Raw genomic sequence first — 25330 nt, forward strand, 5'->3', positions numbered from 1 at the left:
CGAGGCGCAGCAGATGCAGCCCGGCATCTCGTCCTACTGCTTCGACGCCAGCGGCAACGGACGGCTGGAATGGCGGCGCGGCCGCACCGCCTGCCGCACCAACGCGCAGGCGCGCTTCTCCGGCGCGGTGCTGGCGCTGCGCGATTCGGACTCGACCTGCAACGACGGCTCGCGCTGGTTCGCCGACCAGCTCAACTGCCAGCGCGGCGCCGACAACGTCGCGCAATGCAGCGGCCGCTCGCGCGACGCCTACGGCCGCCTTGTCTCCTGGACCGTCAACCTGCACAAGCTGAATTGAGCATGACCCCTCCGCCTCGTATGACGAGGCACCTCCCCATCTGAATGGGGAGGCGAAGAGTCATCTCCTCCCCATTCAAATGGGGAGGTGTCAGCGTCTTACGCTGACGGAGGGGTCAGGCCGGCTTCAGCCCCAACGTCCGTACCGCGTTGAGCCACGTCTCGCCTTCGGCTTCGAAGCGGCGGGCGGTGGCTTCGGGGGTGCCGCCGACCGGCGACAGCGCGGCCTTGGCGAGAGTCTCGACCACCTTCGGGTTGGCCAGCGCCTCCGTGAGCACCGCGCCCATGCGATCGACGATCTCCTTCGGCGTGCCGGCCGGTGCAAAGACGCCGAACCATTGCGCGAGGTCGATGTCGGGATAGCCCGACTCCGCCATGCCGGGCACGCCGGGCAGCAGCGGGTCGCGCTCCTTCGAGGTGACGGCGAGCAAGGTGAGCTTGCCGGTCTTGCCGTAGGGCACCACGGGCGCGGAGCCCAGCACGCCCAGCGGCACGATGCCCGCCAGCAGGTCCTGCACCGCCTGGCCGCCGCCCTTGTACGGCACGTTCATCACCTTGGCGCCGGCCTTGCGGAAGATCAGCTCGGCGGCGACCGCGTTGGAGCCGATGCCGGCCGAGGGCGTGGCATAGGCGAGGTCCTGCTTGGTGGCCTTGGCGCTGGCCACCGCATCGGCCAGCGTCTTCCAGCCGCGCCCCGGATGGGCCGCCACCACCAGCGACTGGATGGTGAGAATGCTGATCGGGACCAGCGGCTGGCCGGCCTTGATCGGCTGCTTGGCCTCGTAGGCCTGCTGATACAGGCTCTCGACCGAGCTGACCAGGAAGGTCTGGCCGTCGGGCTTGGAGCGCGCCACGAGATCGGCGGCGATGCGGCCCTGCGCGCCCGGCCGGTTCTCGACCAGCACCTGCACGCCGAGCTTCTCCGACACCGCCTCGCCCACCACGCGGGCCGAGACGTCGGACGTGCCGCTCGGCGCATAGCCGACGATGAACTTGATCGGCCCATCGGGCCACTTGTCGGCGCGGACGATTGAGGGAGCCGTGCCGAACGTCGTCCCTGCAACGGCAGCCAGGCCAGCGGTGAAGCAACGGCGCTTCATGACCGTGCCCATGATCAGGCCATCCCGATCTGCGGCAGCGGATCGATCTGATCCTTCGGCCGGCTGCGGATCATGTCTTCCAGTTCGCGCTGCACCTTGGCGACGCCCGGATCGCCGAAGCGGTTGTCCATCTCCTGCGGATCGTTGACGAGATCGTACAGCTCGCCCGCGCCGGAGTTGGTTTCGAGCGTCAGCTTGTGCGTGGCCGTGCGCACCGTGCGCAGCCACAGGTCGACGCCGCAGCGCGAGGCGCGCAGGTCCCATTCGCTGTAGGCGAAGTCGCGCGTCGCCTCCTTCTCGATCAGCGGCTTCAGGCTGCGGCTGTGGCGGGCGTCGCCCAGCGACACGCCGGCATAGTCGGCGAAGGTGCGCGGCAGGTCGATGGTCGAGACCGGATCGGCCACCACCTTGCCCGCCGGCACGCCCGGCCCGCGCATCAGCAGGCCGACGCGCAGCAGGCCTTCGTAGGCCATCGGCCCCTTGAGGATCAGGCCGTGATCGCCCAGCCAGTCGCCGTGATCGGTCGAGTAGACGACCAGCGTGTTCTGCGACAGGCCATAGGTGTCGAGCGCCGCCAGGATGCGGCCGACATTATGGTCGATCAGCGAGATCATGCCGTAATAGTTGGCGATCAGGTCGCGGAGCTGCTTGTCGGTCTGCACCGGCGTGCGCGAATGCTTTTCGCGGAAGTTGAGCAGCATCGGATCGTCGAGCTTGGGCTTGCCGTAGAGGCTCTCGCGGTGCCACCAGGGGCGGCGCTCGAGATCCATCGTGCGATGCTCGGGCAGATCGACCTCGTCGGGATGATGCAGGCGGCTCCACGGCTCGGGGCAGTCGAACGGATGGTGCGGGTCGGGGAACGAGGCCCAGGCGCAGAACGGCTTGTCCTTGTTGGCGCGCAGGAACTCGATGGTGCGGTCGCCGATCCAGGTCGAATTGTGCCACGCCACGGGCAGCGCCGAATTGTAGGTCTGCGCCGCATCCGACAGCGGCGGCAGGCCCATGTGCAGCAGCCTGTTCTTTTCGTCGCCGCGGCCGTCGGCGTAGTACCAGCGCTCGTAATGCTGCGTGAACGGCGGCTTGCGCGGCACCCGCGTGTTGTGGCCCTCGACCATCAGCTCGACATGGTTCCAGCCCATGTACGGCCCGTACCAGTCGTCGCGCTGTTCGGTCAGCCGGCATTCCGGCGAACCCGTCGCATGGAAGGTGTTGGACGTCTTGAAGTGCGCCTTGCCGATATAGCCGGTGCTGTAGCCCGCGCGCGCGAAGTCGCCGGCATAGCCCGCCTCGCCCGTCGCGTCGGGCAGGTCGATGCCGTTGTCCGACACGCCGTGCGTCGACGGCAGCAGGCCGGTGAGGATCGAGGCGCGCGTCGGCTGGCAGACGAGGTTCGGCGTGATGCAGGCCGAGAAGCGCGTGCCCTCGCGCGCCAGCATGTCGAGATGCGGCGTCTTCACCTTGCGGCCCTCGAAGCCGTAGCAGTCGGCGCGCTGCTGGTCGGACGTGATGAAGAGAATGTTCATGCTTTCTCCTGGCGGCGGCTTTGGGGCACGGGAGCCCGTTTCCTCGGTGTCGGCGTTTGCAACGCTCTGTCTACCAAAAACCTAGCTTGCCGCTGTCATGCCGAAAAATGATAAGTTCTGATCAGTTCATGCAGCAGGCGCATCATATGAAGAACGGCAACGCCAACCGTCCCCTCGATCTCCTGCAACTGCGTGCAGCGCTGGCCGTCCGCGAGACCGGCACGGTGACGCGCGCCGCCGGCGATCTCGGCCTCAGCCAGCCGGCCGTCAGCCGCCTGATCGGCGCGCTCGAAACCGAGCTGGGCTTCCTGATCTTCGAACGACGGGCCAAGCGTATGGTGCTGTCCGAGCGCGGCCGCCAGTTCCTCGACGAAGGCCAGTCGGCGATGCGCAGCATGGCCCGCCTCGGCGTGGTGGCCGGCGAACTGCGGCGCGGCAATCACGGCCTGCTGCGGATCGGCGCCATCGCGCCGCTGGCGGTCGGGCTGGTGGCGCGGGCCGTCGCGGTGCATCGGCGCGCTTGGCCCAAGATGACCATCGACGTCGAGACGCGCGGCCGCGAAGCCCAGTTCGAGGAGCTGCGCGCCGGCCGCCTCGACATCGGCCTCGCGGCGATGCCGTTCGCCGGCACGGGCCTGCGCGTCGAGCCTGTCATGGATGCCGACGTCGTCTGCCTGCTGCACGCCGACCATCCGCTGGCGCGCCGCGCGGCACTGGGCCCGGCCGACCTCGCCGACGAGTCGCTGGTGCTCAGCCGGCCCGGATCGATCATCCGCCATCGCCTCGACGACATCTTCCGGCAGGCCGGCGTCGTGCAGCGGGTCGCCGCCATCGTCGACAGCACGCCGGTCGCCATCGCGCTGGTGGGGCTGGGTACGGGCATCGGCGTCATGCACGCCTTCCCGCAGGACGCGCTGCCGCCCAACGTCGTCACGCGCCGCTTCCGCCCGCGCCTGTCCTTCACCTACGCGATGATCACCCAGGACGACGACACCCGCTCCGCCGCCATCGCCCAGTTCGGCGCGACGCTCCGCAGCGTCGCCCGCACCCTCCACCGCACCCACCGCCCCAGCCGCCCGGGGCGTTGACCGTCGCGTATGACCCCTCCGCCGCGTCAGACGCGGCACCTCCCCATTTGAATGGAGAGGAGAAGATGAGTCTTCGCCTCCCCCGTCAGCGGGGGAGGTGTCGCCGTCTGCGGCGACGGAGGGGTGATGCGGAGGAGGATTGGCGCGGAAGATGCTGGTAAGAGAGGCGCCGGATTTCAGGAGGTTTGCGGTGAAGGTTTCGCGTCGGTCGTTGATGGTGATGGCGGGTGCAGCGGGTGCAGCGGCGGCTGCGGGTTTGGGCGCGATGCCTGCATCGGCGCAGGACACCTGGCCGAGCCGGCCCATCCGCTTCCTGGTGCCGTGGCCGGCCGGCGGGCTGAACGACCTGATCGCGCGCGCCTTCAACGATCGTGTCTCCAAGACGCTGGGCCAGACCATCGTCACCGACTTCAAGGCGGGCGCGGCGGGCCGCATCGGCGTCACCGAGATCGCGAAGGCCAGGCCCGACGGCTACACGATCGGCATGGGCAACCTGGGCCCGCTCACCATCTTCCCCGGCCTCTACAAGACCATGCCCTACGACGTGGGCAAGGAGCTGATCCCCATCACCATGTTCGCGGCCTCGCCGCTGGTGCTGGTGGTGGGCGCCGACTCGCCCGCCAAGACCGCGCAGGACCTGATCGCCGCCAGCCGCGCCAAGCCCGGCGGCACCAACTTCGCGTCGGTCGGCATGGGCAGCCCTGCCCACCTCACCTACGAGATGCTGAAGGTGAAGACCGGCATCGAGGTCGTGCACGTCCCCTACAAGGGCACCAACGAGTCACTGCCCGCGCTCTTTGCCGGCGACATCCAGTCGACCTTCGACACCCTGCCGAGCCTGCTGCCGTTCATCCGCTCCGGCAAGCTGCGGGCGCTCGCGGTGACGACGCCGAACCGCGTGCCGCAGCTGCCCGACGTGCCGACCTTGAAGGAGCTGGGCCTGGGCGATGCCGACGTCATGTCGTGGTACGCGCTGATCGCGCCCGCCGGCACGCCGCAGCCCATCGTCGACCGGCTCTACACCGCCTACACCGACGCGGCCAAGACGCCGGAGATCCAGAAGCTGCTCTCCGACCAGGGCCTGCTCTACATCCCCAACACCACCGCGCAGTTCCAGGCCCAGATCGCCGCCGAGACGGCGCGCTGGGCGAAGCTGATCAAGGACAACAAGCTCGAGATCGATCAGTGAAGGCTTGACCCCTCCGCCTCGTAAGACGAGGCACCTCCCCATTTGAATGGGGAGGTAGATGATGCTTCGCCTCCCCCGTCGGCGCGGCGGCTCTCACAGGCGTCCGATGTTGGCGGCGCCGATCACGTACTTCCACTTGCGGTTCTCGGCCGCCATGTGTCTGGCAAGATCGTCGGCGCTGCCCGGCCGCTCGGCCGCACCCGCGGCGCGGATCCTCGCGACGGCCGGCGGGGAGGCGACGCCCTTCACGATCTCGCCGGAGACGCCGTTCACGATCTCGGGCCGCGTGCCGGCGGGCGCGGCGACATACCACCAGAGCGCGGTGTCGAACTCGGGATAGCCCTGCTCCGCCACGGTCGGCAGGTCCGGCGCGGCGAACCAGCGCTGCGGCGAACTCACGGCCAGCGGCCGCAGCGCGCCCGACCGGAAGTGCCGCAGGTAGGGCGGCAGGTTGTCCATGGCGATCGGCACCTGCCCGGCGACCAGCGCCTTCATCATCGCCGACCGGCTGCGGTAGACGACGTGCGCCAGCTTGATGCCGGCCACGAGCTGCAGGAATTCCATCGACAGGTGGCCGGAGCTGCCGACGCCGGGCGAACTGTAGGTCACGTTGTCGGGCCCCTGGAGCCGGCAATAGTCGACGAACGCGCCAAGCGTCGCGGCGGGGAAGCTCGGATGCACGGCCACGACGTTGGTCACCTCGCCGAGCAGCGCCACCGGCGCGAAGCTCTCCTCGCAGTCGTAGGGCAGCTCCTTGTAGAGATACTGATTGGTGACGGCGGTGCCGAGCGTGCCGAGCAGCAGCGTCGTGCCGTCGGGCGGCGCGCGGGCCACGATCTCCGCCCCGACATTGCCGCCCGCCCCCGGCCTGTTCTCGACCACGAAGGAAGCGGCCGTCGCGTCGGCGACAATCTGCGCCACGAGACGGGCCAGCAGGTCGGCGATGCCGCCGGCGGCGAACGGCACGACCATGCGCACCGTCCTGCCGTTGCCGTTGCGGTACTGGCTCTGCGCCTTGCCGGGCAGGGCCAGCATCGGCGCCGCGAGGGCGCCCGCGGCAAGGCCCAGGGCAAGTGCTGTACGACGGTGAATGTTCCGGGTCATGGGCTCCCTCCATCGCTCGTGGAACCGCGCGGGCGATCCAGCCGCGACGGGATCGTCGCGCAGGCCGATTCATCTTTTCTGGTTTCAGGACGGTCGCCTCGCCTCTTCGGCGGCGCGGCCGCGAGGGGGAACACTCGATTAAGGAACTGGGCTATCGTACCGGGATATCGTACCAGGCTGCAGAAGAGCGCTGCCGTTCAGCCATGTCCATGCGCGAAGCTGCGCGCACATGGTGTCGTTATAATGACGGCCGGCGAAAGAATATAGACAGCACTGCGAACCGAAGAGAGAGAAGGTCGAGGGCGTTGATGGTTTTCTGGACGGCGTGCGTCGCGGGCCTCGCCCTCGCCTATCTGCTGGGCGCGCTGCCCACCGGCTATCTGGCGGGGCGGCTGGTCGCGGGCATCGACATCCGCGAGCACGGCTCGAAGTCGACCGGCGCCACCAACGTGCTGCGCACGCTGGGCAAGGGGCCGGCGCTGGCGGTGCTGCTGGTCGACGTCGCCAAGGGCGCGGCCGCCATCGCCTTCGCGCGCTGGTTCTATCCCTGGCTCGCGACGTCGCCGCTCGCTGCCTCCGTCGCCACGCCGCCCGCTTCGCTCGATCTGCAAACATGGGTGCCGTGGGCCGTCTGCCTCGCCGGCCTCGCCGCGCTGCTGGGGCATGGCCGCTCGATCTGGCTCGGCTTCACCGGCGGCAAGTCGGCGGCGACCGGGCTCGGCGTGCTGCTCGCTTTGTCGTGGCCGATCGGGCTCGGCGCCGCGGCGGTGTTCGCCGCAACGCTCGCCCTCCTCCGCATCGTCTCGCTGGGCTCGATGCTGGCGGCCCTCACGGCCGTCGTGCTCGCCGTCGCGCTGGGCGAGCCGCTGCCCTATCGCCTGCTGGTGATCGCCGGCAGCCTCTACGTGATCGCGCGCCACCGCGCCAACATCGCCCGCCTGCTCGCCGGCACCGAGCCGAAGCTCGGCCAGAGCAGCCCGCCGGCGAAAACCTGATCGAGCGTTCGACGAGCCCGAATCATTCTCCTCCCCCATTCGGATGGGGAGGTACATGACGGCTCGCCCAACGCCTCATCCCGACGCCCTCGCCCCGAAGGTGGGCGCGAACCTGCCGGCCTACGCCTTGCGGGCCGCCAGGTGTGCGGCCAGCTTGTCGAGCGTCTGGCCGCCATATTCGACCGCGCCGAAGGCGATGACCTCGCCGCGCCGCGCGCGCGTCGGATGCATCTGCCGCAGGGTGAGCACCGTCTTGCCGTCCGACTGTTCGTCGAACGTGACCAGCATCCGGAACTTGCCCGGATCTTCGTCCTTGTCGGAACCGTGATCGACCTCGATCAGATACGGCCGCTCGATGCGCAGGAAGGTCATGCGGTTGTCGTAGCGAAGGCCGTTCGCCCCCACCATGTCGAACCGCCACACGCCGCCCGCCCGGATGTCGATTTCGTGCGTCTCGATCGCCAGTCCCTTGGGACCGAACCACGCGACAAGCTGCTCGGGATCGGTCCAGGCGTCGAACACGTCCTCGCGCGGCGCGTCGATGACGCGGGCGATGACGACCTCGCGGTCGAGCGGCCAGGCGGCCCAGGCCGATTCGGTGCGGGCAAAGCTGTCGGTCATTTCGTTCTGTCCTTCTTCCTGCGGGCGAGATGGGCTTGCAGCCGGTCGAGCCGGCTCTCCCAGGTCGCGATGTGAGAGCGCAGCCAGTCGTCGGTCCGGCGCAGCGCGTCGGGCGCCAGCGAGCATGTGCGGACGCGCCCGGCCTTCTCCGACGAGACGAGGCCGCCGCGTTCGAGCACGCGAATGTGCTTGAGCAAGGTCGGCAGGCCGATCTCGAACGGTTCGGCCAGTTCGCCGACCGTGGCGTCGCCGCGGCACAGGCGGGCCACGATCGCGCGCCGGGTCGGATCGGCCAGGGCCGTGAAGGCGAGGTTCAGGCGGGCCTCATGGTTTTCCATACGGCGAACTAATGCCGCGGCGGCGCCGGAGTCAAGAATAGTTTTCCAATCGGCAAACCTTTTACGCCCGGCGATGCGCTGCGGCAGGCGCGAGTGCGGGCCGGCGCGGCCTCAATCCTGCGTCTTGCGCAGCCAGACCTGGCTGCCCTTGGCGAGCAGCGCGAACTTCGGGGCGTAGAGGGAGACGAAGGCGTCGATGGCGGGCTTGGGCCGGCCGTGCTCGCGCAGGCGGCTGTCGTCCCACTTGTAGTCGTCGAACGCCAGGATGCCGCCGGCCTTGAGCAGGCGGAACGACAGGACCGCATCCTCCAGCACGTCGATGGTGGCGTGGCTGCCATCGACATAGATGAAGTCGTAGTGGAGCTGCGGCAGGTGGCGCAGCGCGTCGCGCGACGGCTGGTTGAGGAAGACCACCTTGCCCGCGCCGCCGGCGGCCTCGACGTTGGCGTCGAACACCGGCTGCTTCACGCCGTCGATGCAGGTCACCGTCGCGTCGGCATGCGTGGCGACGTTCTGCAGCAGCCAGCAGGTCGCGCGGCCCTCGTGGCTGCCGATCTCCAGCAGATGGCAGGGCGTGCCGGCGAGCGGCGCCAGGTGCTTGCGGAACCGTTTGGCGTGGGCGGAGAACCAGTCTTCGCTGAACGAGAAGCCGGGCGGATCGGGCCGCTTCGGCAGCAGACGCGAGAGGAACCAGAGATAGCGACGCAGCATGCGTGCGCTCTATAGCCCGCGCACGGCCCGCCGTATCGGGGCAAACGGCCGCCCCCTTTCACCGCTTGCGGCCTTGCCTACTCTGGAAGCCCCGCCCTGCGAAGCGCTGTTTCAAAGAGGTTGCGATCTGAGTCTTGGAAAGCGCCAAAGCGCACCATGCATCCTGCAATTGAAAAACGGGGACGCAACGATTTCAGTTGCTCAATCAAATCCGCCAGTTCGTCGGGACGATGACTCTCCATCGCTAATGCAACGATCTTCCACATTATCGCCAGAAACGAGTGTGGCTTGTCCCGAAGCGCCCGTTCGGCCCAATAGTGAGCCTGGTCATGGCGACCTAGAAAAAAGTAGGGAGTGGTTAAACCGATGTATGTTTCAAATGCAAAGGCATCCCTGGGACTGAGCTGCATCGCCCGTTCAAAATACTGAATGGATTTCTCGTGCTTTCCGATCATCGAGTACGCGGCACCGCCAAATCGCCACGCCATGAGGAAATTGGGATTTAGAGTCAGCGCGCGCTCTATGTGCTCCACTCCTTTCTCAGGCTTTCCGCCTAGAGAGGCAATGCCGAATCCTCCGAGCGCAAGGGCAACGGGATCGTCCTTGCCGATCTCGACAGCTCGCTTCGCTGCTTCATGGCCCCGTGCCCTCGCCTCACGACTCGAACCCCATCCTTGATGCAGTCGTCCCCAATGAGCGCGAGCCACGTAGGCATAGGCGGACGAAAACTGTGGGTCGGCGGCAATGGCACGATCGAGCAGCATCAGTGCTTCGCTGATCGAGCTCTCCGTAGCTATCGGGACAATCCCCGGTATTGCACGCAGATAGAAATCGTAGGCTGTCAGGTTGCTGGTCGGCTTCGCTTGGGCGCGGGTTATCTCGGAACTCATGAGCTGAGGGTAGATCGTGGCGACGATGCTCGACGTAATGCTGTCCTGCAGATCGAAGACGTCCTCGATGGCTCCGTCATAGCGTTCGGCCCAGATGTGGTTTCCGCTTGTCGCGTCGATGAGCACGCAGTTGATACGCAGCCTGTTTCCGGCACTGCGAATGCTGCCGTCGAGGACGTAGCGGACCCCGAGTTCACTCCCTATCTGCCGTACGTCGACGGAACGGCCTTTGTACGAGTAAGAAGAATTACGGGCGATCACCAGGAAGTTCGGAATACGCGACAGGATGGTGATGATGTCGTCGACCATTCCGTCTGCGAAATACTCTCGCTCGGCATCGCCGCTCAGATTTCGAAAGGCAAGTACGGCGATTGAGGGCTTGTCGGAAAGGGCCGAGGTCGGGATGGGGATGACGGGCGACTTGGGCAACTGCGCGTGGGTAGCGGTCGGCCAGTCAGCTTCCTTCCACTCCACTCGAAAGGCACGGATCGGTCGCACGATGTTCTTGAGGGGTAGCTCTCCCAGGGCGCGAAGCTCTGCCTTGATGCGGCCGTCCACCGCCTCACGTACTGCGCGCGAAATCAGGATGCCTCCTGGCGGGGACTCACCTTGGAGGCGTACTGCGATGTTCACGTCGTCGCCGTAGAGATCATCAGCCTCCACGATCACTTCGCCGAGATGTATGCCAGCCCGAAAGACAATGCGGCCTGCCTCCGGTTGGTCGCGGTTTGCACCGGCCATCGCTTGCTGCAGCTCGATGAGGGCGCTCAGCGCATTGACGGCGCTATCGAACTCGGCAAGCGCGCCATCGCCGGTCAGTTTGACCACGCGACCGCCATGGCGGCCGATGGAGGGCTCTACGCGTTCGGCAAGATGCGTCTTGAGGAGAGCATGGGTGCCACTTTCATTTTGGCCCATCAGGCGCGAGTAGCCCACGACGTCTATGGCGACGATGACCGCAAGTCTGCGCTGCTCGTGGGCCAATGGCGTATCCTCCGTCGCCCTGGCCACGATGATATGAAGCGCCTTCGAACTGGGCAATGGCCGCAAGCCCACCCCAGAAGGACCGCAAGGAGCGGCGCGAAGCGATGCATCTCGGAGGGCCTATCCTGAGCGAAGCCGAAGCGCCGCCGCCTACTCCGTGTCGCCCAGGAACCGCTCCCGGCCGACATGGATGTGCAGGACGAACTGGCTCATCGCGTAGGCGTTCTGCAGTTGAGTGGCGGTGTCGTTGCGGTGGTAGCGCGCGCCCTGGTCGACGACGGGGTTGCCGCCGAAATCCTGGTTGCGGTCGGCGATGTCGTGGAAGGCCTCGTGGATCAGGATGGTCGGCCGCAGCAGCGTGCCCGCCACGCCGTAGTCGAGGTTGATGTAGGTGTGGCCGTCGCGCGGCGTCGGCGTGTCAGCGAAGCCGCCGCCGGTGCCCTGCCGCAGCCAGGCGCGCGCCGAGAGCAGGCGGCTCGACACCTGCGCCAGGCTGTTGCGCACCTCGCGCGCCACGCGGTCGATGTCGGGCGCGGCCGACACCTTGTAGTGCCGGTCGAGCGCCGCGAGGCCCAGGGTCCGGCGCGGCGTGGGGGCGCCGGCGATCACGTCGTCGAGCGCTTCCCGGGCCGCGAGCCGCTATGGCGCTCGCCGCGGGCACGGCGGCCAGCGCCATGTCGAGCGTCGACTGCGGCGCACCGGCGAGCTGCTTGGCCGCACCGCCGCCCGCGCTGGTGCCCGTGCCGCCTCCCGCGCCGCCGAGGCCGGCCGGCACCGCGAAGGCGAAGAAGTACGGCTTGGGCTGCAGCCGGCCAGTGGACACGTAAGTGGGCACGTAGGTGCAGCCGCAGCGCTTGCGCACCGCCTGGCGTCCCGTCATCTCGCGGTCGAGCGCGGCCATGGTCATGCGGCCCACGATGCTGTCGGGCATGGTCTGGTAGCGCTCGTTCACGATGCGGCGCCGGCGCTTGTAGGCCAGCACCGCCGCCGCCGTGGTCGGGCCGTAGGCATCGGCCTCCAGTTCCGCCTGCGCGATGCGCGCATCGTCGAGCAGCATCAGCGCGAGCTGGATCTTCTCGACATGCGGGCCGCTGGTGCCCGGAATGACGTGTGCGCTGTCGCGGCTGGCGGCGCCTTCCAGCCGCGCATCGCCGCGAAAGAATTCCGACCGAAGCGGCATGGCACGACCTGCTTCAAGAGAGTGGACCCTGGCGACGCCGCGAGCTTGGCACAAAAACCGCCCGCCATCCTCCCCTCCTCGGTCAATCGGCGAGGCGGATGCCTCTCCGCCTGTTTCCTTGTCGTCTCGCGCGGGGTCTACCCCGCGCGCGATGACAATGCTGCGCTCGGGACGACGGTTTCCTCCCCATTTGAATCGGGAGGTCGTTCGCGACTATAGAGAGCGCCCTCCGGTCCAACAGGTTTCTTCCGTGTCTCTTTCCGCGCGCGTGACGTGGCGCAGTTTTCAGGCGGGCGCGTTGCGCATGGTCCTGCCGGGCCTGGCCTCGCTGCCCTTCGGCATCGGCTTCGGCGTTGCCGCCGCACAGAAGGGCCTCAGCGCCTTCGAGACGACGCTGATGAGCTTCACCGTCATGGCCGGCACCAGCCAGATGGTGGCGCTCGACATCTGGGCGCAGCCGCTGCCGCTGGTCGCGCTGTTCGTCTCGGTGTTCGTGGCCAACCTGCGCTACTTCGTGATGGGCGCCGCGTTGCAGCCGCACCTGCCGCACCTGCCGTGGTGGCAGCAGCCGCTGGTCTGGTACGTCACCGTCGACCAGAACTGGGCCATCAACATCGCGGAGTATCGCCGCGGCCACGGCGACCTCGGCAAGTTTTTAGGCGGCGGCTGCATCATGGCCTGCATCTGGTCGGGCTCGACCCTGCTCGGCCATCTCGCGGCCGGCGGCGTTCTCAGCGATCCCACCGCCGCGCGACGGCTCGGCCTCGACTTCGTGGGCGTCGCGGTGTTCGTGGTGGTGGCCACGATCCTCTTCCGCGGCAAGCGCGACCTCGCGCCGTGGGGCGTCGCCATCGCCGTCGCCCTCGCAGCCAAATGGGCGATCGGCGGCAACTGGTACATCGTGATCGGCGGACTGGCCGGCGGCCTGTTCGGAGCGCTGCGCGACTACAGGAAGACGCCGCCGGGGAAGACGGGCTCGTGAGCGCGTCTCCCGAAAATCTCGTCGCCATCTTCGTGATGGCGCTGGCGGCGATGGCGGCCAAGGGCGGCGGCTTCGTCGCCATGCGCTGGCTCGGCCGTCATCGCTTCGTCTCGGCATTGCTGGATCATGCGCCGGGCGCCGTGCTGGTGTCCGCGGCGGTGGTGCCACTCGTGCAGGCGGGCGACGCCTACTGGGCCGGCGCGATCGCCGCCGCCGTGCTCACGCGCATGGCGGGCGGCTTCACGCCGGGCCTGTTCGGTGCCGTGGGCGCCGTCGCCCTGGCGAGATGGGCCGGTCTCTAGAAGAGAGAGCCGACGTCGGAAGATTGGGAATTTAGTGAGGAGGTGAAGCGCCGCTCAGTCGGACGATCTCGTCCTTGATCATCAACTTTCGCTTCTTGAGGCTGCAGATCGCATCGTCGTCGGGGTAAGGACGCGTGCTTTCCTGATCGATCGCGTGTTCCAGCGAAGCATGCTTGGCTTTGAGCGCTTCGATGTGGTCCACGGTGCTCATAGGCGACCTCCGAGCTGGTTGTGGATGCCTAACTCTGACTCCAGTTGGAAGGCGTGTCACGCCGAATCGGACATGGGGTGCGGTGACAATTTGCGCCAGTGCATAAGTGGCGCGGGCGGCTTTCCGCGACGCGCCGAAAGAGGCCGTAGAGCAGCCTTTTCGCAAGCGTTGCACACGGCAACTCTGCGGCTTGCGGCGCCGCATGGACGCGGCGAATTCGCGGGAGCGATCCGGGAGGCGATTTCGGGTGGACGACGCGCGGCGGCCCGCGGATGTGGCATATCCGATTGGCGGCCTCTCCGCTGCGACTTCGAGTGGGTCGTACCGTACCAACCGAATGGTCGCGGCCCCCCGGCTCTCAGCGCAACTTGAAGAAACCATCCACGGCATCACCAGCGTAAAGCTGACACGAGCCGCCGACGTCGTACTGGAGAAACGCCGCAAAGCCGACTTGGTTGCCCGACAATCGCCACATCGTACGATTCCTCGAAGCGCGGGCATCGACAACACACCGTCGGCGATTCGGCCACCGGCGATTCGCGCGGCGACGGACGGAAACGACAAAGACCGCGGTCTAGCTGCGGCAGGCCTGCGTGAGTTTCTCGACGTGGGCGCGATCCTGGTCGGTGGTCGCGTAGGTCTTTATCTCTTTGCCGCCGACGGTCAGGGTGAAGCCGCCCTGCAGCAGGTCGGCGAGCGCCGGCGTCATGGTGGTCTGGCCGTCGACCACATAGCGGCCGTTGAACATCTGCCCGGTCGCGTCGATCGACACCGAGGCGGCGCCGCGCGACAGGACGAGCTTCGTCGGCGTCTTGCCGTCGGGCCCCTTGGTCTCGGGCCGGAAGGCGACGACGGCGTCGGTGTAGCCCTTCGTGCAGGACACCGAGAAGCTCACATGGGTCGGCTCGTAGAAGGCGAGGTCCAGCGTGGGCGCCAGGTCGTCGTGCAGGAACCAGCCCTTGGGCACCGCCTTCGTCGTCTGGGCCGACGCGGCGGCGGCGATCACGACCGACAACAACGCTGCACTCAACCGCAGTGACATGGACATCTCCTCCGCTCCGACGTCGACGAAACACCATCGCGGTTGTGCGGGCAAGCCCCCCTCGCCCGGTCGCGCGGCGGTCGGCGGTCGCCGTCGTCGGTCGCCCTCGTCAGTCGAAGGCGACTTACGCCTTCAGGCCGACGGCCTCGGCGATCTCCTGCGGCAGCAGCGCGGGAAAGGTCGCGCGCATCAGCGTCGCCACGGCCGTGCGATCCTTGTCGTCGGGCACGACGCCCAGGCACACGGCATAGACGCCGAGATTGCCCACCGCCGCGCGCATCCGCTTCTCCGGCGGATCGTCGCGATGCAGCGCGCGGTCGGCCGCGGCGGCATAAAGGTTCGTGAGTTCGAGCTGCTCGGCATGCTCGGCCGCCAGCTCGGCATCGGCGACGCGGCGGCGCACCGCGTCGACGGTCTCGGGCAGCGCGCCCGCCCAGCTGCCGTCCTTGAGCTTGCGCCGGATCGCGCGCAGCGGCTTCACCACGTCGGCCTGCCAGACGTCGCTGGCCTTCAGGATCGCGCGCAGCCGGTCGGCGGAAAGCGTCGGCCGCCCCGACGCCGCCAGCCAGCAGCAGAACAGCAGCACGTTGACGTCGCAGCCGCGCCGCTCCTGCAGATCGAGACACGCCTCCGCCACGCCCTCGGCTCCGTAGAGTTCGAGCGAAAAATTCCAGAACGGATGCGGCAGGAAATCGGACACGGGTGGCGTTCTACAGGCTGGAGGCGCGCGACTCCAGCCGGGCAAACCGAGGAATGAAATCCCGTCAGCTAACCCCGAGGAGCTGCCGTACCTCTACTCCTGTCATCCTGAGCGCAGCGAAGGATCTCATGCCTGCGGCCCCACTGAAGGCAAGCGGCGACGAAGTCCTTCGCTGCGCTCAGGACGACAACGGGCCTGGCATCCCTCACCCGTACTCCACGCACACCGCGTTGCAGTCGACGATCTCCGCCGGCGTGTCGGCGGTGAGCGTGCCGGCGTCGCGGGCGGCGGGCACGAGGGCGAGCAGGCGTTGCTTCAGCGTCTCGAGGCCCGCATCGTTCGGCCCGGCGGCGTTGGGCTCGACGGTGAGGTCGACGGCGAGACGGATCTTCTTCTGGCTCATGTGCTTTCCTCTTTCGTGTGCAGCAGGTCGCCGGGCAGACCCTCCTTGGTCGTTCAGCCCTCCTTGGCTGGCCCGGCTTCCCGTCGCAGCGACCTTCCCCGGTCACCGAAACCTTCGACGAAACCTTGCGGCGATCATCCGACGCACAGCCGGTGAAACGCGAATCCTGCGCGCTCTGTTTTTTTGCAGATCAGCCCTCCTCGCCTAGCTCTCCTCGACCGTCAGCATCAGGTCGGGGAAGTTCTGCTCGAACACCGCGAGCGTGGCTTCCCAGCCGATCTCCGCCATATGCGCCTTGAACTGCGCGTCGGAAATCGCCGGCGCCGCCCCCGGCGCGTTGCTGCGCCACCGCCTTCCGCCGCGCCGCCCTTCGCCGCCTGCACCAGCGCGTGCAGCTTCAGCACCGTCATGCCTTCCGCCGCGGCGATGGCCAGCCAGTCGCGCGCATTGTCCCGGTCGACGACGCCCACCAGCTCCTTCAGCTTCGACCAGCCGACCGGCCGCAGCTCCTGCCAGGTGAGGCCGAGATCGATCACGCTCTCGTAGATCGCGGCGAGATAGAGCGCCTTGCGCAGCTTGAAGCCGTGCCGCGCCTCGACATAGCTGCGGAAGTCGGGATAGCCGGCGCCGCGGTACCAGCGCTCGCGATGGATGCGCGCCAGCAGGCCGCCGAGGCGAAACGCATCGAAGTCGCTCGCCTCGGCGATCTCCGCCGCCAGCCGGTGCGCCTCGGCTTCCGTGACGTTTTCGATCTCGTGCGCGGTGCAGGTCAGCGGATCGGGCGCCAGCACGTCGCCTTTCAATGCGCGCGCGAGCGGGACATGAGTCCCGGAGACGGGAGTCTTGGTCGCAAGGTGCATCGTGTCGCCTCTAGCGGATGAAGGCTTGCGTGGGCGCGGCGAAGGCGGCGGGGTAGCGCGTGACGCCGCGCGTCGCCTTGAAGCGGCGGATCGCGTCGCACTCCTCCTCGGGCGTCAGCCGCGGCTGGCGTGCCAGCTTTGCCAGCAGCAGGCGGTTGGCGATCAGTTCGGCGGAACGGCGCTTGTATTCCGCGCCGTTGCGGCCCGCGGCGCCTTCGCCTTCCTTGACGATGGGCTGGGGAATTGGCGCAACTCCGCGCCGCACGATGACGACAGGCATGTCCAGCGACCCTCCTTGGTCTTTGCCAGAGTTTTACTTCTGCAACGTTTCTCCCGAAGCGCAAGGAATCCCGCTTAAGGAGGATTCCGGTTGCGGCGTGCAGTCGAGAGGCGTGCAATCGATTGCAAGCCCCACGACCTGCAACGCGGCGCGCAGGTTGCCGATGTTGGGCGTGCGCTGGCCGCGCGCCCACGCGCCGATCGTGTCCTTGCCCAGCCCGGCATCGAGCGACACCTGTTCGCGCGCCAGTCCGCGCTCCTCGATCTCGCCGACAAGGCGATGCACCAGCGGATCGAGCGCGGTGCTGTGCGGGAGCGTGCTCACATCCTCTCCGCGAGTCTTGCGACGTCGTAGGTGCGCGGCGCGAAGGCGGGAGCGGCGACGGGCGCGCGGCCGAGGCCCAGCGCGATCAGGCGCGAGGCCGGCAGGTAGGGAAACTCCTGCTCGTAGTCGGCCGGCACGCCCTCGGCGCCGTAGCGTTCCGCCAGCACGTCGAGCGGCGTGCGGTCGAGGCACTCGAATTCGGTGCCGACGCCGGGCGACAGGCCGTCGCCGCTGTCGAGCCGCGTCACCGCCAGGGTTGCACCGGCCAGGCCCTCGCTGCCGAGCGTCGACGCCTTGAGCTGCAGCCTGGCCAGCGTGCCCTTCTTGGCGACGAACAGCTTGCGCTGGTCGACCACGACCGTGCCCGCCCGGGGGCCGCGGCGGATCGTGTAGGGCCGGTGGTCGATCACCGTGAAGGCCGCCACGAGTGCGGGCGGCCGGCCGCTGTCGCAGATCGGGCACGGTTCGGGCCCGCCGCCGACACACACGAAGGTCGCCCAGCGCCCGGCGAGCTGCACCGCATGTTCGTAGAGGCTGGGCACCGCCAGCAACCCGTCCTCGTCGAGCGCGCCGTCGAGGAAGGTGATGCGCGCCGGCTCGTTCACGTCGATGCGAAAGCGATGCAGGCGGCGCTGCGCCTCGCGGCGCACCTCCTGCTCCGCGGCATCGCGCGCATAGGCCTCGTGAGCGGCCTTGCCGCGCAGCATCCAGCTTGGTGTCGCGGGAGGCGTTGCAGGAGTCGGGGAAACGGAATCGGGGGCGACGTTGGACATCGAACGGTCCTCCTTGACCGATGGATACGGATGAACAGCGAACGCTTCCGACGTGTAGCCGCTCTCCGCAATCCTGCAAGGATTGTGTCTGGCCTTCGATGTTTGACGGGCGCGGCGCGCTGTTTCATACAGCCCGCATGATCGAGAAGGACACCCACATCGTTGCCCGGCCGGCCGGTATCCCTTTGGCGGGATGCCGGGAAGCGGATCGGACGAACTAGCAACGAACTAGCCGCGCCGATTGTCTGTCTCGGCCTCGCCCCTCAGGGACGAGGCTGTTCGGCGTGGAAGACGTGCCCCGTCACATGCCTCGTCCTCCCCTTTTCTCTGGAGACGAACATGGCACAGAACATCTACGACAATCCCGACTTCTTCGCCGGCTACAGCCGCCTGCCGCGCCAGGTCGACGGCCTCGACGGCGCGCCGGAATGGCCGGCGATCCGCCGCCTGCTGCCCGACCCGAGCGACAAGCGCGTGGCCGATTTGGGCTGCGGCTTCGGCTGGGCGTCGCGCTGGTTTCGCGAACGCGGCGCGGCCTCGGTTCTAGGTCTCGATCTGTCGCAGAACATGATCGCGCGCGCGAAGGCCGACACCAACGATTCCGCCATCGACTACCGGATCGCCGATCTCGACACGCTCGACCTGCCGGCGGCGGCATTCGATCTGGTCTACAGCGCGCTCACCTTCCACTACGTGCAGGACTTCGCGCGGCTGGTCCGCACCATCCACACCGCCCTGACGCCGGGCGGCGATCTGGTGTTCACCATCGAGCATCCGATCTACATGGCCGCCGCGCATCCGCGCTGGACCGCGGACGAGGACGGCCGCAAGACCTGGCCGGTCAACGGCTACGCCCGCGAAGGCGAACGCCGCACCGACTGGTTCGCCAAGGGCGTGCTGAAGCACCACCGCACGCTCGCCACCACGATCAACACGCTGATCGGCGCCGGCTTCGCCTTGCAACGGATGGAAGAGTTCGCGCCCACGCCCGACCAGATCGCAGAGAACCCGAACCTCGCCGAGGAACTCGAACGCCCGATGATGCTGCTGGTCTCGGCGCGCAAGGCCTGACCCCTCTGCCCTGTATGACAGGGCACCTCCCCATTCGAATGGGGAGGCGAAGAGTCATCCTCCTCCCCATTCAGATGGGGAGGTGCCTCGCCTTGCGAGGCGGAGGGGTCATGCGCGACGACGGCCTCATGACCCCTCCGTCGTCGTAAGACGACGACACCTCCCCCGCTGACGGGGGAGGCGAAGAGTCATTTCCCTCCCCATTCAGATGGGGAGGTGGCGCCGTCTGCGGCGACGGTGGGGTCATGCCGGCGCCCCGTGCTCACTCACGCAACTCCGCCGCGGCGACGGCGAGTATCTCTTCGGCGGCGCCGACCGCCACGAAATGGCCGGCGCCCTCGACCGGATGCCACACCGCGCCCGGCATGCGGTCGGCCACCGTCTTGTTGATCGAGGGCGCGACCAGCCGGTCGTCGGTGCCCTGCCAGAAATGGACGCGGCGTTCGATCTTCGTCACGTCGAAGGGCCAGCGGCGGTAGAGAAGCTCGCTGTCGCGGGCGAGGCCATGGCTGCCCTGCGCGAAGCACTCGGCGGACATCAACTGGAACGCCGCCAGCACATTGGGTCGTGCCAGGATCTCGCGGTCGTAGTCGTTCACCGCCTTGCGCACCTGCGCGGCGAAGACCTTGCGGAAGCGCGTCGCGGTGAGGCCGAGCGCGACGTACATCAGGCCGAAGGCCGGCCGGAAGCCCAGCGCCAGCCGGCCGCCGAACGCATCGGCCTTCGACAGACGATCGGCCGCCCAGTTGTCGCCGAACGCGCCGTAGCTGCCGCCGGCGATGCTGGCGACGTGGCGCAGCCGCGCGGGATCGACATAGGCCGCGGCGGCCAGCGCCCACGGCCCGCCTTCCGACCAGCCCGTCACGCCGAACGTGCGATGGCCCAGCGCATCGGCGATCGTCACGAGGTCGTCGGCCCAGCCGGCATAGCTGCGCACGCGCTGGCGCGTCGAGCGACCGATGCCCGGCCGGTCGACCGAGACGAGGCGCAGCCGGTTCTTCGTGGCGGCTTCGGCAAACAGCAGCGCTTCGAGCCGGCTGCTCGGCCCGCCGTGATTGTGGATGACCAGCGGCCCCGCCAGATCGCCGACTTCGAGACAGGCGAGCGTGCGGCCGTCGCGGGTCCTGATGTCGCGTTGCGTCACCCTCGCCTCCCGCCGGTTCCCGCCCGCCTACCCGAAGCCGGCGCGCAGCGCCGTGAGGTAGCGGACGGCCTGTTGCGGCAAGGTCACCGGGCCCTGCGGCGGCGGCGTCATCGAGATGATGCCGTAATGCTCCAGCGTGACGGCCTGCCGGTCGATATGGGCGATGTGCAGGAATTCGAGATGCTTGATGGTCGGGCCGTTGCAGTCGACGCGGCCGTCGACGATGCCGGTGACGGCCTTCTGGAACTCGCGGATCGCGGCGTTGGTCAGCGGGCCGACGATGCCGTCGACCACCAGCAGCGGCTCGACCTTCCGCGACTGCCGCCAGTCGTTGAGGAGAAGCTGCACGTACTTGGCGTCGGGCGGATGGCTCTTCACCGCCTGGCCGACCGGCTTCGTCAGTCTGCTCATGATGTCCTCGCGACGGGCATTCCCGTGATTGACGTTCTCACGCTTCGGTGTCGCTCGGCGGGCCGAACAGGCCGCCGCCCGCGCCCTGCGGCGTCAGCCCGCGCAGGCCCTTCCCGCGCGTCATGATCAGCAGGATGATGCCCAGGAACAGCAGGAACGCCGTCTCCAGGAAGGGCACGCGGATCTCCTGCTTCTGCTTCTGCCGCCGCTTGTAGCAAAGCTCGTAGAGGATCAGCCCGAGCCCGTGGCGGAACCATTTGAGCTGGATGTCGTAGGTGTCGCCGGCGAACACGATGGGCGCGCCGAACGGCACCGACATGTTGGGATCGTAGTCGGTGCCGGGAAAGAACAGCAGCTTGAAGTCGGCGGTGAGCTGCGTGAAGCGCGCGATCTGCGCCACGCCATCGTTCTCCGCCGACTTGGCCTTGATCTCGTAGAACTCGCTCTTCGCGAAGGCGCCGCGGTTGGTGATGATGTCGGGCACGGCGTATTTGCCGGCCTGGTAGCCGTCCAGCATCTGCTTCTTGTTGATCACCCGGCCGAACGAATTGCGCGACAGCCAGTCGGTGACGGTGGCCGGGCCGTTGGTGCCGGGATCGATGAAGATGTCGATGGCGCCCGCCGCCGCGGGCTGGGTGCGGAAGTGGCCGACGATGATGCGCTCGATCTCGCGCTCCATCTGCTGCTGCTCCGCCGGATTGGACCACAGGTCCTTCGGCGACACGCAGTCTCCGTTCGGGTTCAGTCCCATGCAGACTCTCCTCTACGCGCGTCGTCGCCGTCGATCTGACGGACACGCGACGGCGCGGTCAACCTGCGGGAACGAAAGTCTCGCCCGCCGCTTTCGGTACGCGCAAGCGCCGACGGCGCATGGAAGCATCGCGCACGATGCCGATGCGCGGACGGCGTGTCGTCCGATGCGCGCTCAGGAGAGAAGAGCGTAGAGCAGCGCCCACACCAGAATGACGAGCATCGTGCCGACGACGAGCGGCATGAAGTTCGAATCGACGTCGTCGTCTTCGTGCGCCTGCCGATGGAGCCTGTGACTGTCGAAGATCATGTGAACCCCCCACACGCCAACGCAGCAACGCAACGACACAACCATGCGCCCTGCCGGCGGCGGCGGCAAAGCCTTTGCGCGTGTCGTTGTCGCTTTTCAGCGCGGTTGCAAAACCTCAGTGGCTGCGCATGTCCGGGCTCGGCACGACTCTTGCTGCGTATCGATGTTCGCCTCCCCGTCCGAACGGAAAGGAGAAGGCCTCCTCGTCTCTCTCACTCTCTGTCATCTTGAGCGCAGCGAAAGATCTCATCGCCGGTCGCAACCGCCATGAGGTCCTCCCCCCGTCGACGGGAGAGGCCGGTCTCCGTCGTCAGACGCCGCCCGACGGATAGGCGAAGGGATCCTTGGTGCCCGAGGGGAACGGCGGGAGGACCGGGGTTTCCGCGACGTGGACGTTCGGTCCCTTGCCCAACAGGTTGGCCGCGATCTGCGCGCCCTTGGCGGCGAGCGTCGTGCCGAAATGCGACTCGCGCACCAGCGAGGCGAAGGCGTCGGCATTGTGCAGGCGCTGGTAGGAGTTGTTGTTCCGGTAGCGCGCCTCGTAGGTGTAGCCGAGATCGTCGAGCGTCCAGCCGCCCTGCATGTCGCCGATGAAATGCGCCAGCTCGTGGACCAGCACATGCGAACGATAGTCGTCGTGCGACTTGTCGAACTCGGGCGTGAGGTAGATGCGGTCGGCATAGTCGGGCGAGAGCTTGCCCGGCACCTCGCCGCCATGGAGCGTGCCCAGCATGCGGTGCCGCTCCGCCAGGCCGCCCAACCACGTATAGCCGGGATGGCCGGCGACGGCCTGCGGCGTGCGCCACAGCGAGACGAAGATGTCGTCGGCCGGCGGCACGCCCGGGATCGGCTTGCCGACGCGGTTGACCAGCGTGATGCACATGCGCCGAATCATCGTCTCGATTTTCTGCGTCCCGGTCCGGGCATGCCCCGGATCCTTCTCGTGCAGCTTGAAGTGCTTGGCGACCAGCAGGAACTTCAGCCGGTCGGGATCCTCGCGCGCGACGGTGGGCGACGGCAGCCGGCCGGCATAGGCGGTGGCGCGCGTGGCGACGCGCACGGCGCTCAACGCCGCCTGATAGCAGGCCGGCAGCAGCACGCTGCGCACCGTGGCGTGGCGGATCGCGGCCTTCATGATTGCCTGCTTGTCGGCGTCGCTGAGAACCGGCGGCTTGGCGGCCTTCGGCGCGCCCACGGGCGCGGGACCGGCCGCGACGGCACCTCCCGCAGAGGGCCCGGCCGCCGCGGGAATCCCCGCCGTCAGCGAGGCGCCGACCGCGCGGTTCAGCGCCCGCAGGGTCGCCTTGTCGGGCTCGATCTTGCTGTCGCGATAGGGAACCCAGTGCTGCTGGAAGCGCAGGATGGCGTTCTGCGTGCGCGGCCCCGCGATGCCGTCCTCCTTCAGGGGCTCGCCCGGCCCGCCCAGGGCGGCCACGACGGAATTCAGCGACTCCTGGATGGCCAGCACGTCTTCCTTGCGGTTGGTGCCGGTGTAACCCACCGAACCTTCGAGGATGACCGCGCCCGGCAGACGGCAGGGTACACGCGTCTGACCCAAGTCTCCCATCAGGACTCTGAGCTGCATGTCGGACTCCGCTGCCCACGATGGGACGGGCCGATACGCTACCCAGCACCCGCCGGCGGGTAAAGCAGGAGGAGGTGTTAACCCCGGACCGGGAACGGAGGGCGGGACCTGCCCCCTCCACCCTGCGCCGAACGACGGCGGCAAGCGCCTGCACACGGGCCGCAACACGCCCGCTTTCGTCGCCGCCTTTCGACTATTTGTCGTGCGTCGCGATGCTCGTATCGATAGAGTGCTTCCCGGCGGCCACTCTTCGGCGTGTTCCCCCCTTACCTCTCCTGCACCATCGCAAGACAAATGCACGAACTTTTGGTGCGGACGCAAAATGTCACGAACACGCCCACATCCGACCACAGTCGTCAGCAGATAATCCGGCCAGCCAGAACGGGGGGACTGACATGGCTATCCCGACGCTCAGTGGTAGCGTTGAGTTGAACGACGAGACGATAGACGCAGTGATTACGGAGGGGGGAGCGGGCGTTTATATCCTCGGCCCCAACGGCGTGAACGGCGGCGTGTACGTCAGGTTCGTGGGAAGGTCCGACGTCAACCTGCGGGCCCGCCTGAAGCAGCATGTCGGCATGCATTCGCACTTCGTCTACAGCTACGCCGACTCGCCGCTCGCGGCCTTCCAGGCCGAATGCAAGCTCTACCACCACTACGACCCCAGCGAGAACGTCGCCCATCCGGTACGTCCGCGCAACGTCGACTGGAAGTGCCCGCGCTGCAACCTCTTCGACGTGCAGCACCGCTTCCTGGGCGAGCCGGTCAGCTTCTAGGGAGCCGTCTCTAGGCCGGCGGGTCCTTGCGTTCCCGCAGCAGATCGCGCATGTCGATCAGCGCGACCAGGTAGCCGTGATGCCAGTAGGCGCGTTCCGACGTGTTGGCGTCGAGATGGCTCTGCATCTCCGTCGTATCCGGCGCATTCTCTTCCAGCCAGGCGCGCAGTTCGGCGATCCGCCGATCGATCGACTCTGCCAGGGACTGTCGCGGGTTGTGGCGCCGATTCCGGCGAGACGGAACCCGCGACGTAACCGCGGATCGGCGGGCGCACATGGTTTGCGACAGTAGCAGCGCGCGACGGTTCCCCATAGAGAAACGAATTTCCAGCCCGGCGTTCCGAACTTCTCTTGACGTGAATTGCCGCGGAGCGCCGGGCTATTGGAGTACCCCATTCGGATAAGGCCGTTCAGAGGTAGACGACGCATCCCCTCGCCTCCAGCTCGGCAAACCAGGGCGGCGGCTCGAAGCCCGCGACCCAGCGCAGGTCGAGCTTGTCGAGACGCGGCAGCGCCAGCAGGCTTTCGGGCAGGCGCACGACGGGATTGCCGCGCAGGTCGATCTGACGAAGTTCGGGCATCGTGCCGACCGACTCGGGCAGCGTCGCCAGCCGGTTGTTGCGCAGATGCAGCTCGCGCAGGTTGACGAGCCGCGCGATCGACGCGGGCAGCGCCGCGAAACGGTTGTCCGTGGCGCGCAGTTCGACCAGCCCCGCCATCGCGGTGACGATCTCGGGGAAGACCTCGAAGTCGTTCTCGCCGATGTTGAGGTAGCGCAGGCGGTGCAGGCGGCCGAGCGAGCGCGGCAGCGCACGCAGCCGGTTGTCGTGCAGGTAGAGGAAGTCGCTGAGGCCGTCGAGGCGGCCCAGCGACTCCGGCAGCGCCTCCAGCCTGTTATGGCCGAGATCGAGCATGCGCAGCCGGACGAGATCGCCGACCTTCTCGGAAATCTCCGCGAGGTCGTTGTCGGCCAGCACCAGCGTCCGCAGGCCGGTCTGGCGCCAGACCTCCTCGGGCACGGTGCCCAGCCGCTGCTTCCAGAGCGAGAGATGTTCGGGTCCGTCCATCGTCGCAGGATGACGGCGCGCCGCGCCTCTGGCAAAACCGGACGGGGCCTACTCGTTAGTCAGGAGCAAAAGTGGTTCGGCGACCGACCGCGTACCGTGCCGGGGCGACGTTCCTTGCCGCGGCCGCGCTCGTATCGACCGCCGACCGGGCCGCGGCGCAGAGCGCCAAGCAGGAGCGGCCGATTCCCGCCACGCCGGCGGAGAGCCTGACCGCCATCGAGAGCGCCTTCACCCTGCCCAAGCCGCCGCCCCTCACCTTGTTCCCGCACCTGCGCGAGCAGATGAAGGACCAGCCCGCCTTCCTGCGCGACTCGAAGTT

33 protein-coding genes are annotated in these 25330 nt (G+C 67.8%); 9 read left to right on the forward strand and 24 right to left on the reverse strand.

Annotated features, from left to right (window positions below):
* Positions 1-298: hypothetical protein (locus BN60_RS12805; RefSeq protein WP_202949807.1), on the forward strand; the 298-nt coding region annotated here is incomplete at its 5' end.
* Between the two features lie 115 nt (positions 299-413).
* Here BN60_RS12805 and BN60_RS12810 read toward each other — a convergent pair.
* Together BN60_RS12810 and BN60_RS12815 are read right to left on the reverse strand one after the other, a co-directional pair.
* The gene (locus BN60_RS12810) at positions 414-1409 is read right to left on the reverse strand and encodes a Bug family tripartite tricarboxylate transporter substrate binding protein (RefSeq protein WP_020696455.1); all 996 of its coding nucleotides are present in this window, start codon (positions 1407-1409) and stop codon (positions 414-416) included.
* Between the two features lie 2 nt (positions 1410-1411).
* On the reverse strand, positions 1412-2920 hold the full coding sequence (locus BN60_RS12815) for a sulfatase family protein (RefSeq protein WP_020696456.1): 1509 nt from the start codon (positions 2918-2920) through the stop codon (positions 1412-1414).
* Positions 2921-3066: 146 nt separating this feature from the next.
* Between BN60_RS12815 and BN60_RS12820 the strand changes: the two genes are divergently transcribed.
* Together BN60_RS12820 and BN60_RS12825 are read left to right on the forward strand one after the other, a co-directional pair.
* A complete protein-coding gene (locus tag BN60_RS12820) occupies positions 3067-4008 on the forward strand; it encodes a LysR family transcriptional regulator (protein ID WP_215905904.1) in 942 nt (313 codons plus the stop codon).
* A gap of 190 nt (positions 4009-4198) precedes the next feature.
* Positions 4199-5197 carry a Bug family tripartite tricarboxylate transporter substrate binding protein gene (locus BN60_RS12825; RefSeq protein ID WP_020696458.1) on the forward strand — a complete coding sequence of 333 codons (999 nt, stop codon included), beginning with the start codon at positions 4199-4201 and terminating at the stop codon, positions 5195-5197.
* A gap of 93 nt (positions 5198-5290) precedes the next feature.
* On the opposite strand, the gene BN60_RS12830 is transcribed toward BN60_RS12825, so the two are convergent.
* Positions 5291-6301 carry a Bug family tripartite tricarboxylate transporter substrate binding protein gene (locus BN60_RS12830; RefSeq protein ID WP_020696459.1) on the reverse strand — a complete coding sequence of 337 codons (1011 nt, stop codon included), beginning with the start codon at positions 6299-6301 and terminating at the stop codon, positions 5291-5293.
* Positions 6302-6609: 308 nt separating this feature from the next.
* Here BN60_RS12830 and plsY point away from each other — a divergent pair, with 308 nt between their 5' ends.
* Positions 6610-7296 (forward strand): glycerol-3-phosphate 1-O-acyltransferase PlsY, encoded by a 687-nt coding sequence (gene plsY, locus BN60_RS12835; protein WP_020696460.1) that lies wholly within the window; start codon positions 6610-6612, stop codon positions 7294-7296.
* A 120-nt stretch (positions 7297-7416) separates the two neighbouring features.
* Here plsY and BN60_RS12840 read toward each other — a convergent pair whose 3' ends face one another.
* The 6 genes from BN60_RS12840 to BN60_RS30355 all read right to left on the reverse strand — a co-directional run bounded on the left by BN60_RS12840 (position 7417) and on the right by BN60_RS30355 (position 12020).
* A complete protein-coding gene (locus tag BN60_RS12840; RefSeq protein WP_020696461.1) occupies positions 7417-7917 on the reverse strand; it encodes an SRPBCC family protein in 501 nt (166 codons plus the stop codon).
* Positions 7914-8255, reverse strand: a complete 342-nt coding sequence (locus BN60_RS12845) for an ArsR/SmtB family transcription factor (protein WP_020696462.1) — start codon at positions 8253-8255, stop codon at positions 7914-7916. Before BN60_RS12845 ends, BN60_RS12840 begins: the two co-directional genes overlap by 4 nt.
* Positions 8256-8366: 111 nt before the next feature.
* The gene (locus BN60_RS12850; RefSeq protein WP_020696463.1) at positions 8367-8966 is read right to left on the reverse strand and encodes a class I SAM-dependent methyltransferase; all 600 of its coding nucleotides are present in this window, start codon (positions 8964-8966) and stop codon (positions 8367-8369) included.
* Positions 8967-9043: 77 nt separating this feature from the next.
* The gene (locus BN60_RS12855) at positions 9044-10840 is read right to left on the reverse strand and encodes an adenylate/guanylate cyclase domain-containing protein (RefSeq protein WP_020696464.1); all 1797 of its coding nucleotides are present in this window, start codon (positions 10838-10840) and stop codon (positions 9044-9046) included.
* A 150-nt stretch (positions 10841-10990) separates the two neighbouring features.
* Positions 10991-11323, reverse strand: coding sequence for a hypothetical protein (locus BN60_RS30855; RefSeq protein WP_020696465.1), 333 nt, complete (start codon positions 11321-11323; stop codon positions 10991-10993).
* Positions 11259-12020, reverse strand: coding sequence for a peptidoglycan-binding domain-containing protein (locus BN60_RS30355; protein ID WP_020696466.1), 762 nt, complete (start codon positions 12018-12020; stop codon positions 11259-11261). Before BN60_RS30355 ends, BN60_RS30855 begins: the two co-directional genes overlap by 65 nt.
* Before the next feature lie 250 nt (positions 12021-12270).
* On the opposite strand from BN60_RS30355, the gene BN60_RS30860 reads away from it, so the two are divergent.
* The gene (locus BN60_RS30860; RefSeq protein ID WP_043283888.1) at positions 12271-13002 is read left to right on the forward strand and encodes an AzlC family ABC transporter permease; all 732 of its coding nucleotides are present in this window, start codon (positions 12271-12273) and stop codon (positions 13000-13002) included.
* Complete coding sequence (locus BN60_RS12875; RefSeq protein WP_020696468.1) at positions 12999-13304, forward strand: hypothetical protein; 306 nt, start codon at positions 12999-13001, stop codon at positions 13302-13304. Before BN60_RS30860 ends, BN60_RS12875 begins: the two co-directional genes overlap by 4 nt.
* Positions 13305-13335: 31 nt before the next feature.
* On the opposite strand, the gene BN60_RS12880 is transcribed toward BN60_RS12875, so the two are convergent.
* The 8 genes from BN60_RS12880 to BN60_RS12915 all read right to left on the reverse strand — a co-directional run bounded on the left by BN60_RS12880 (position 13336) and on the right by BN60_RS12915 (position 17897).
* The gene (locus BN60_RS12880; protein WP_020696469.1) at positions 13336-13515 is read right to left on the reverse strand and encodes a YdcH family protein; all 180 of its coding nucleotides are present in this window, start codon (positions 13513-13515) and stop codon (positions 13336-13338) included.
* Between the two features lie 574 nt (positions 13516-14089).
* Positions 14090-14557 (reverse strand): hypothetical protein, encoded by a 468-nt coding sequence (locus BN60_RS12885; protein WP_148283397.1) that lies wholly within the window; start codon positions 14555-14557, stop codon positions 14090-14092.
* 124 nt (positions 14558-14681) lie between these two features.
* A complete protein-coding gene (locus tag BN60_RS28845; RefSeq protein WP_020696472.1) occupies positions 14682-15257 on the reverse strand; it encodes a TIGR02444 family protein in 576 nt (191 codons plus the stop codon).
* Between the two features lie 205 nt (positions 15258-15462).
* Complete coding sequence (locus BN60_RS12895) at positions 15463-15660, reverse strand: hypothetical protein (RefSeq protein ID WP_020696473.1); 198 nt, start codon at positions 15658-15660, stop codon at positions 15463-15465.
* Positions 15661-15887: 227 nt separating this feature from the next.
* A complete protein-coding gene (locus tag BN60_RS12900) occupies positions 15888-16520 on the reverse strand; it encodes a hypothetical protein (protein ID WP_020696474.1) in 633 nt (210 codons plus the stop codon).
* 10 nt (positions 16521-16530) lie between these two features.
* Complete coding sequence (locus BN60_RS12905) at positions 16531-16800, reverse strand: hypothetical protein (protein WP_020696475.1); 270 nt, start codon at positions 16798-16800, stop codon at positions 16531-16533.
* A 33-nt stretch (positions 16801-16833) separates the two neighbouring features.
* Entirely contained in the window at positions 16834-17124 is a 291-nt protein-coding gene (locus BN60_RS12910; protein WP_020696476.1) for a helix-turn-helix domain-containing protein, read from the reverse strand.
* A complete protein-coding gene (locus BN60_RS12915; protein WP_148283398.1) occupies positions 17121-17897 on the reverse strand; it encodes a hypothetical protein in 777 nt (258 codons plus the stop codon). The genes BN60_RS12910 and BN60_RS12915 overlap by 4 nt, the downstream gene beginning before the upstream one ends.
* A 339-nt stretch (positions 17898-18236) precedes the next feature.
* Here BN60_RS12915 and BN60_RS12920 point away from each other — a divergent pair, with 339 nt between their 5' ends.
* Positions 18237-18968 carry a class I SAM-dependent methyltransferase gene (locus BN60_RS12920; protein ID WP_020696478.1) on the forward strand — a complete coding sequence of 244 codons (732 nt, stop codon included), beginning with the start codon at positions 18237-18239 and terminating at the stop codon, positions 18966-18968.
* Positions 18969-19230: 262 nt separating this feature from the next.
* Here the strand turns inward: BN60_RS12920 and BN60_RS12925 are convergent, their stop codons facing one another.
* The 5 genes from BN60_RS12925 to BN60_RS12940 form a co-directional block, all read right to left on the reverse strand.
* Positions 19231-20112 carry an alpha/beta fold hydrolase gene (locus BN60_RS12925; protein ID WP_020696479.1) on the reverse strand — a complete coding sequence of 294 codons (882 nt, stop codon included), beginning with the start codon at positions 20110-20112 and terminating at the stop codon, positions 19231-19233.
* A 27-nt stretch (positions 20113-20139) separates the two neighbouring features.
* On the reverse strand, positions 20140-20523 hold the full coding sequence (locus tag BN60_RS12930) for a peptidoglycan-binding domain-containing protein (RefSeq protein WP_020696480.1): 384 nt from the start codon (positions 20521-20523) through the stop codon (positions 20140-20142).
* Positions 20524-20560: 37 nt separating this feature from the next.
* Positions 20561-21274, reverse strand: a complete 714-nt coding sequence (locus BN60_RS12935; RefSeq protein ID WP_020696481.1) for a hypothetical protein — start codon at positions 21272-21274, stop codon at positions 20561-20563.
* A 174-nt stretch (positions 21275-21448) separates the two neighbouring features.
* Complete coding sequence (locus BN60_RS31640) at positions 21449-21583, reverse strand: hypothetical protein (protein WP_020696482.1); 135 nt, start codon at positions 21581-21583, stop codon at positions 21449-21451.
* A gap of 310 nt (positions 21584-21893) precedes the next feature.
* On the reverse strand, positions 21894-23168 hold the full coding sequence (locus tag BN60_RS12940; RefSeq protein WP_020696483.1) for a hypothetical protein: 1275 nt from the start codon (positions 23166-23168) through the stop codon (positions 21894-21896).
* 395 nt (positions 23169-23563) lie between these two features.
* Between BN60_RS12940 and BN60_RS12945 the strand changes: the two genes are divergently transcribed.
* Entirely contained in the window at positions 23564-23944 is a 381-nt protein-coding gene (locus BN60_RS12945; protein WP_148283399.1) for a hypothetical protein, read from the forward strand.
* Between the two features lie 10 nt (positions 23945-23954).
* Here the strand turns inward: BN60_RS12945 and BN60_RS12950 are convergent, their stop codons facing one another.
* Positions 23955-24257: a hypothetical protein gene (locus BN60_RS12950; RefSeq protein ID WP_020696485.1), complete on the reverse strand. Its 303-nt coding sequence runs from the start codon at positions 24255-24257 to the stop codon at positions 23955-23957.
* A 97-nt stretch (positions 24258-24354) separates the two neighbouring features.
* On the reverse strand, positions 24355-25011 hold the full coding sequence (locus BN60_RS12955) for a leucine-rich repeat domain-containing protein (RefSeq protein WP_020696486.1): 657 nt from the start codon (positions 25009-25011) through the stop codon (positions 24355-24357).
* Positions 25012-25082: 71 nt separating this feature from the next.
* Between BN60_RS12955 and BN60_RS30865 the strand changes: the two genes are divergently transcribed.
* Positions 25083-25330, forward strand: a 248-nt coding sequence (locus tag BN60_RS30865; protein ID WP_043283890.1) for a hypothetical protein, incomplete at its 3' end; no start/stop codon positions are given.

The organism is Reyranella massiliensis 521 (genome assembly GCF_000312425.1).
Lineage (GTDB): Bacteria > Pseudomonadota > Alphaproteobacteria > Reyranellales > Reyranellaceae > Reyranella > Reyranella massiliensis.

Excerpts from the sequence above, each read along its gene's own strand:
- BN60_RS12810 (WP_020696455.1), bottom strand. The coding sequence starts at position 1,409 with ATGGGCACGGTCATGAAGCGCCGTTGCTTCACCGCTGGCCTGGCTGCC.
- BN60_RS12815 (WP_020696456.1), bottom strand. The coding sequence starts at position 2,920 with ATGAACATTCTCTTCATCACGTCCGACCAGCAGCGCGCCGACTGCTAC.
- BN60_RS12820 (WP_215905904.1), top strand. The coding sequence starts at position 3,067 with ATGAAGAACGGCAACGCCAACCGTCCCCTCGATCTCCTGCAACTGCGT.
- BN60_RS12830 (WP_020696459.1), bottom strand. The coding sequence starts at position 6,301 with ATGACCCGGAACATTCACCGTCGTACAGCACTTGCCCTGGGCCTTGCC.
- plsY (WP_020696460.1), top strand. The coding sequence starts at position 6,610 with ATGGTTTTCTGGACGGCGTGCGTCGCGGGCCTCGCCCTCGCCTATCTG.
- BN60_RS12840 (WP_020696461.1), bottom strand. The coding sequence starts at position 7,917 with ATGACCGACAGCTTTGCCCGCACCGAATCGGCCTGGGCCGCCTGGCCG.
- BN60_RS12845 (WP_020696462.1), bottom strand. The coding sequence starts at position 8,255 with ATGGAAAACCATGAGGCCCGCCTGAACCTCGCCTTCACGGCCCTGGCC.
- BN60_RS12850 (WP_020696463.1), bottom strand. The coding sequence starts at position 8,966 with ATGCTGCGTCGCTATCTCTGGTTCCTCTCGCGTCTGCTGCCGAAGCGG.
- BN60_RS30355 (WP_020696466.1), bottom strand. The coding sequence starts at position 12,020 with ATGCCGCTTCGGTCGGAATTCTTTCGCGGCGATGCGCGGCTGGAAGGC.
- BN60_RS12880 (WP_020696469.1), bottom strand. The coding sequence starts at position 13,515 with ATGAGCACCGTGGACCACATCGAAGCGCTCAAAGCCAAGCATGCTTCG.
- BN60_RS12885 (WP_148283397.1), bottom strand. The coding sequence starts at position 14,557 with ATGTCACTGCGGTTGAGTGCAGCGTTGTTGTCGGTCGTGATCGCCGCC.
- BN60_RS12895 (WP_020696473.1), bottom strand. The coding sequence starts at position 15,660 with ATGAGCCAGAAGAAGATCCGTCTCGCCGTCGACCTCACCGTCGAGCCC.
- BN60_RS12900 (WP_020696474.1), bottom strand. The coding sequence starts at position 16,520 with ATGCACCTTGCGACCAAGACTCCCGTCTCCGGGACTCATGTCCCGCTC.
- BN60_RS12905 (WP_020696475.1), bottom strand. The coding sequence starts at position 16,800 with ATGCCTGTCGTCATCGTGCGGCGCGGAGTTGCGCCAATTCCCCAGCCC.
- BN60_RS12915 (WP_148283398.1), bottom strand. The coding sequence starts at position 17,897 with ATGTCCAACGTCGCCCCCGATTCCGTTTCCCCGACTCCTGCAACGCCT.
- BN60_RS12920 (WP_020696478.1), top strand. The coding sequence starts at position 18,237 with ATGGCACAGAACATCTACGACAATCCCGACTTCTTCGCCGGCTACAGC.
- BN60_RS12930 (WP_020696480.1), bottom strand. The coding sequence starts at position 20,523 with ATGAGCAGACTGACGAAGCCGGTCGGCCAGGCGGTGAAGAGCCATCCG.
- BN60_RS12935 (WP_020696481.1), bottom strand. The coding sequence starts at position 21,274 with ATGGGACTGAACCCGAACGGAGACTGCGTGTCGCCGAAGGACCTGTGG.
- BN60_RS31640 (WP_020696482.1), bottom strand. The coding sequence starts at position 21,583 with ATGATCTTCGACAGTCACAGGCTCCATCGGCAGGCGCACGAAGACGAC.
- BN60_RS12940 (WP_020696483.1), bottom strand. The coding sequence starts at position 23,168 with ATGCAGCTCAGAGTCCTGATGGGAGACTTGGGTCAGACGCGTGTACCC.
- BN60_RS12945 (WP_148283399.1), top strand. The coding sequence starts at position 23,564 with ATGGCTATCCCGACGCTCAGTGGTAGCGTTGAGTTGAACGACGAGACG.
- BN60_RS12950 (WP_020696485.1), bottom strand. The coding sequence starts at position 24,257 with ATGGGGAACCGTCGCGCGCTGCTACTGTCGCAAACCATGTGCGCCCGC.
- BN60_RS12955 (WP_020696486.1), bottom strand. The coding sequence starts at position 25,011 with ATGGACGGACCCGAACATCTCTCGCTCTGGAAGCAGCGGCTGGGCACC.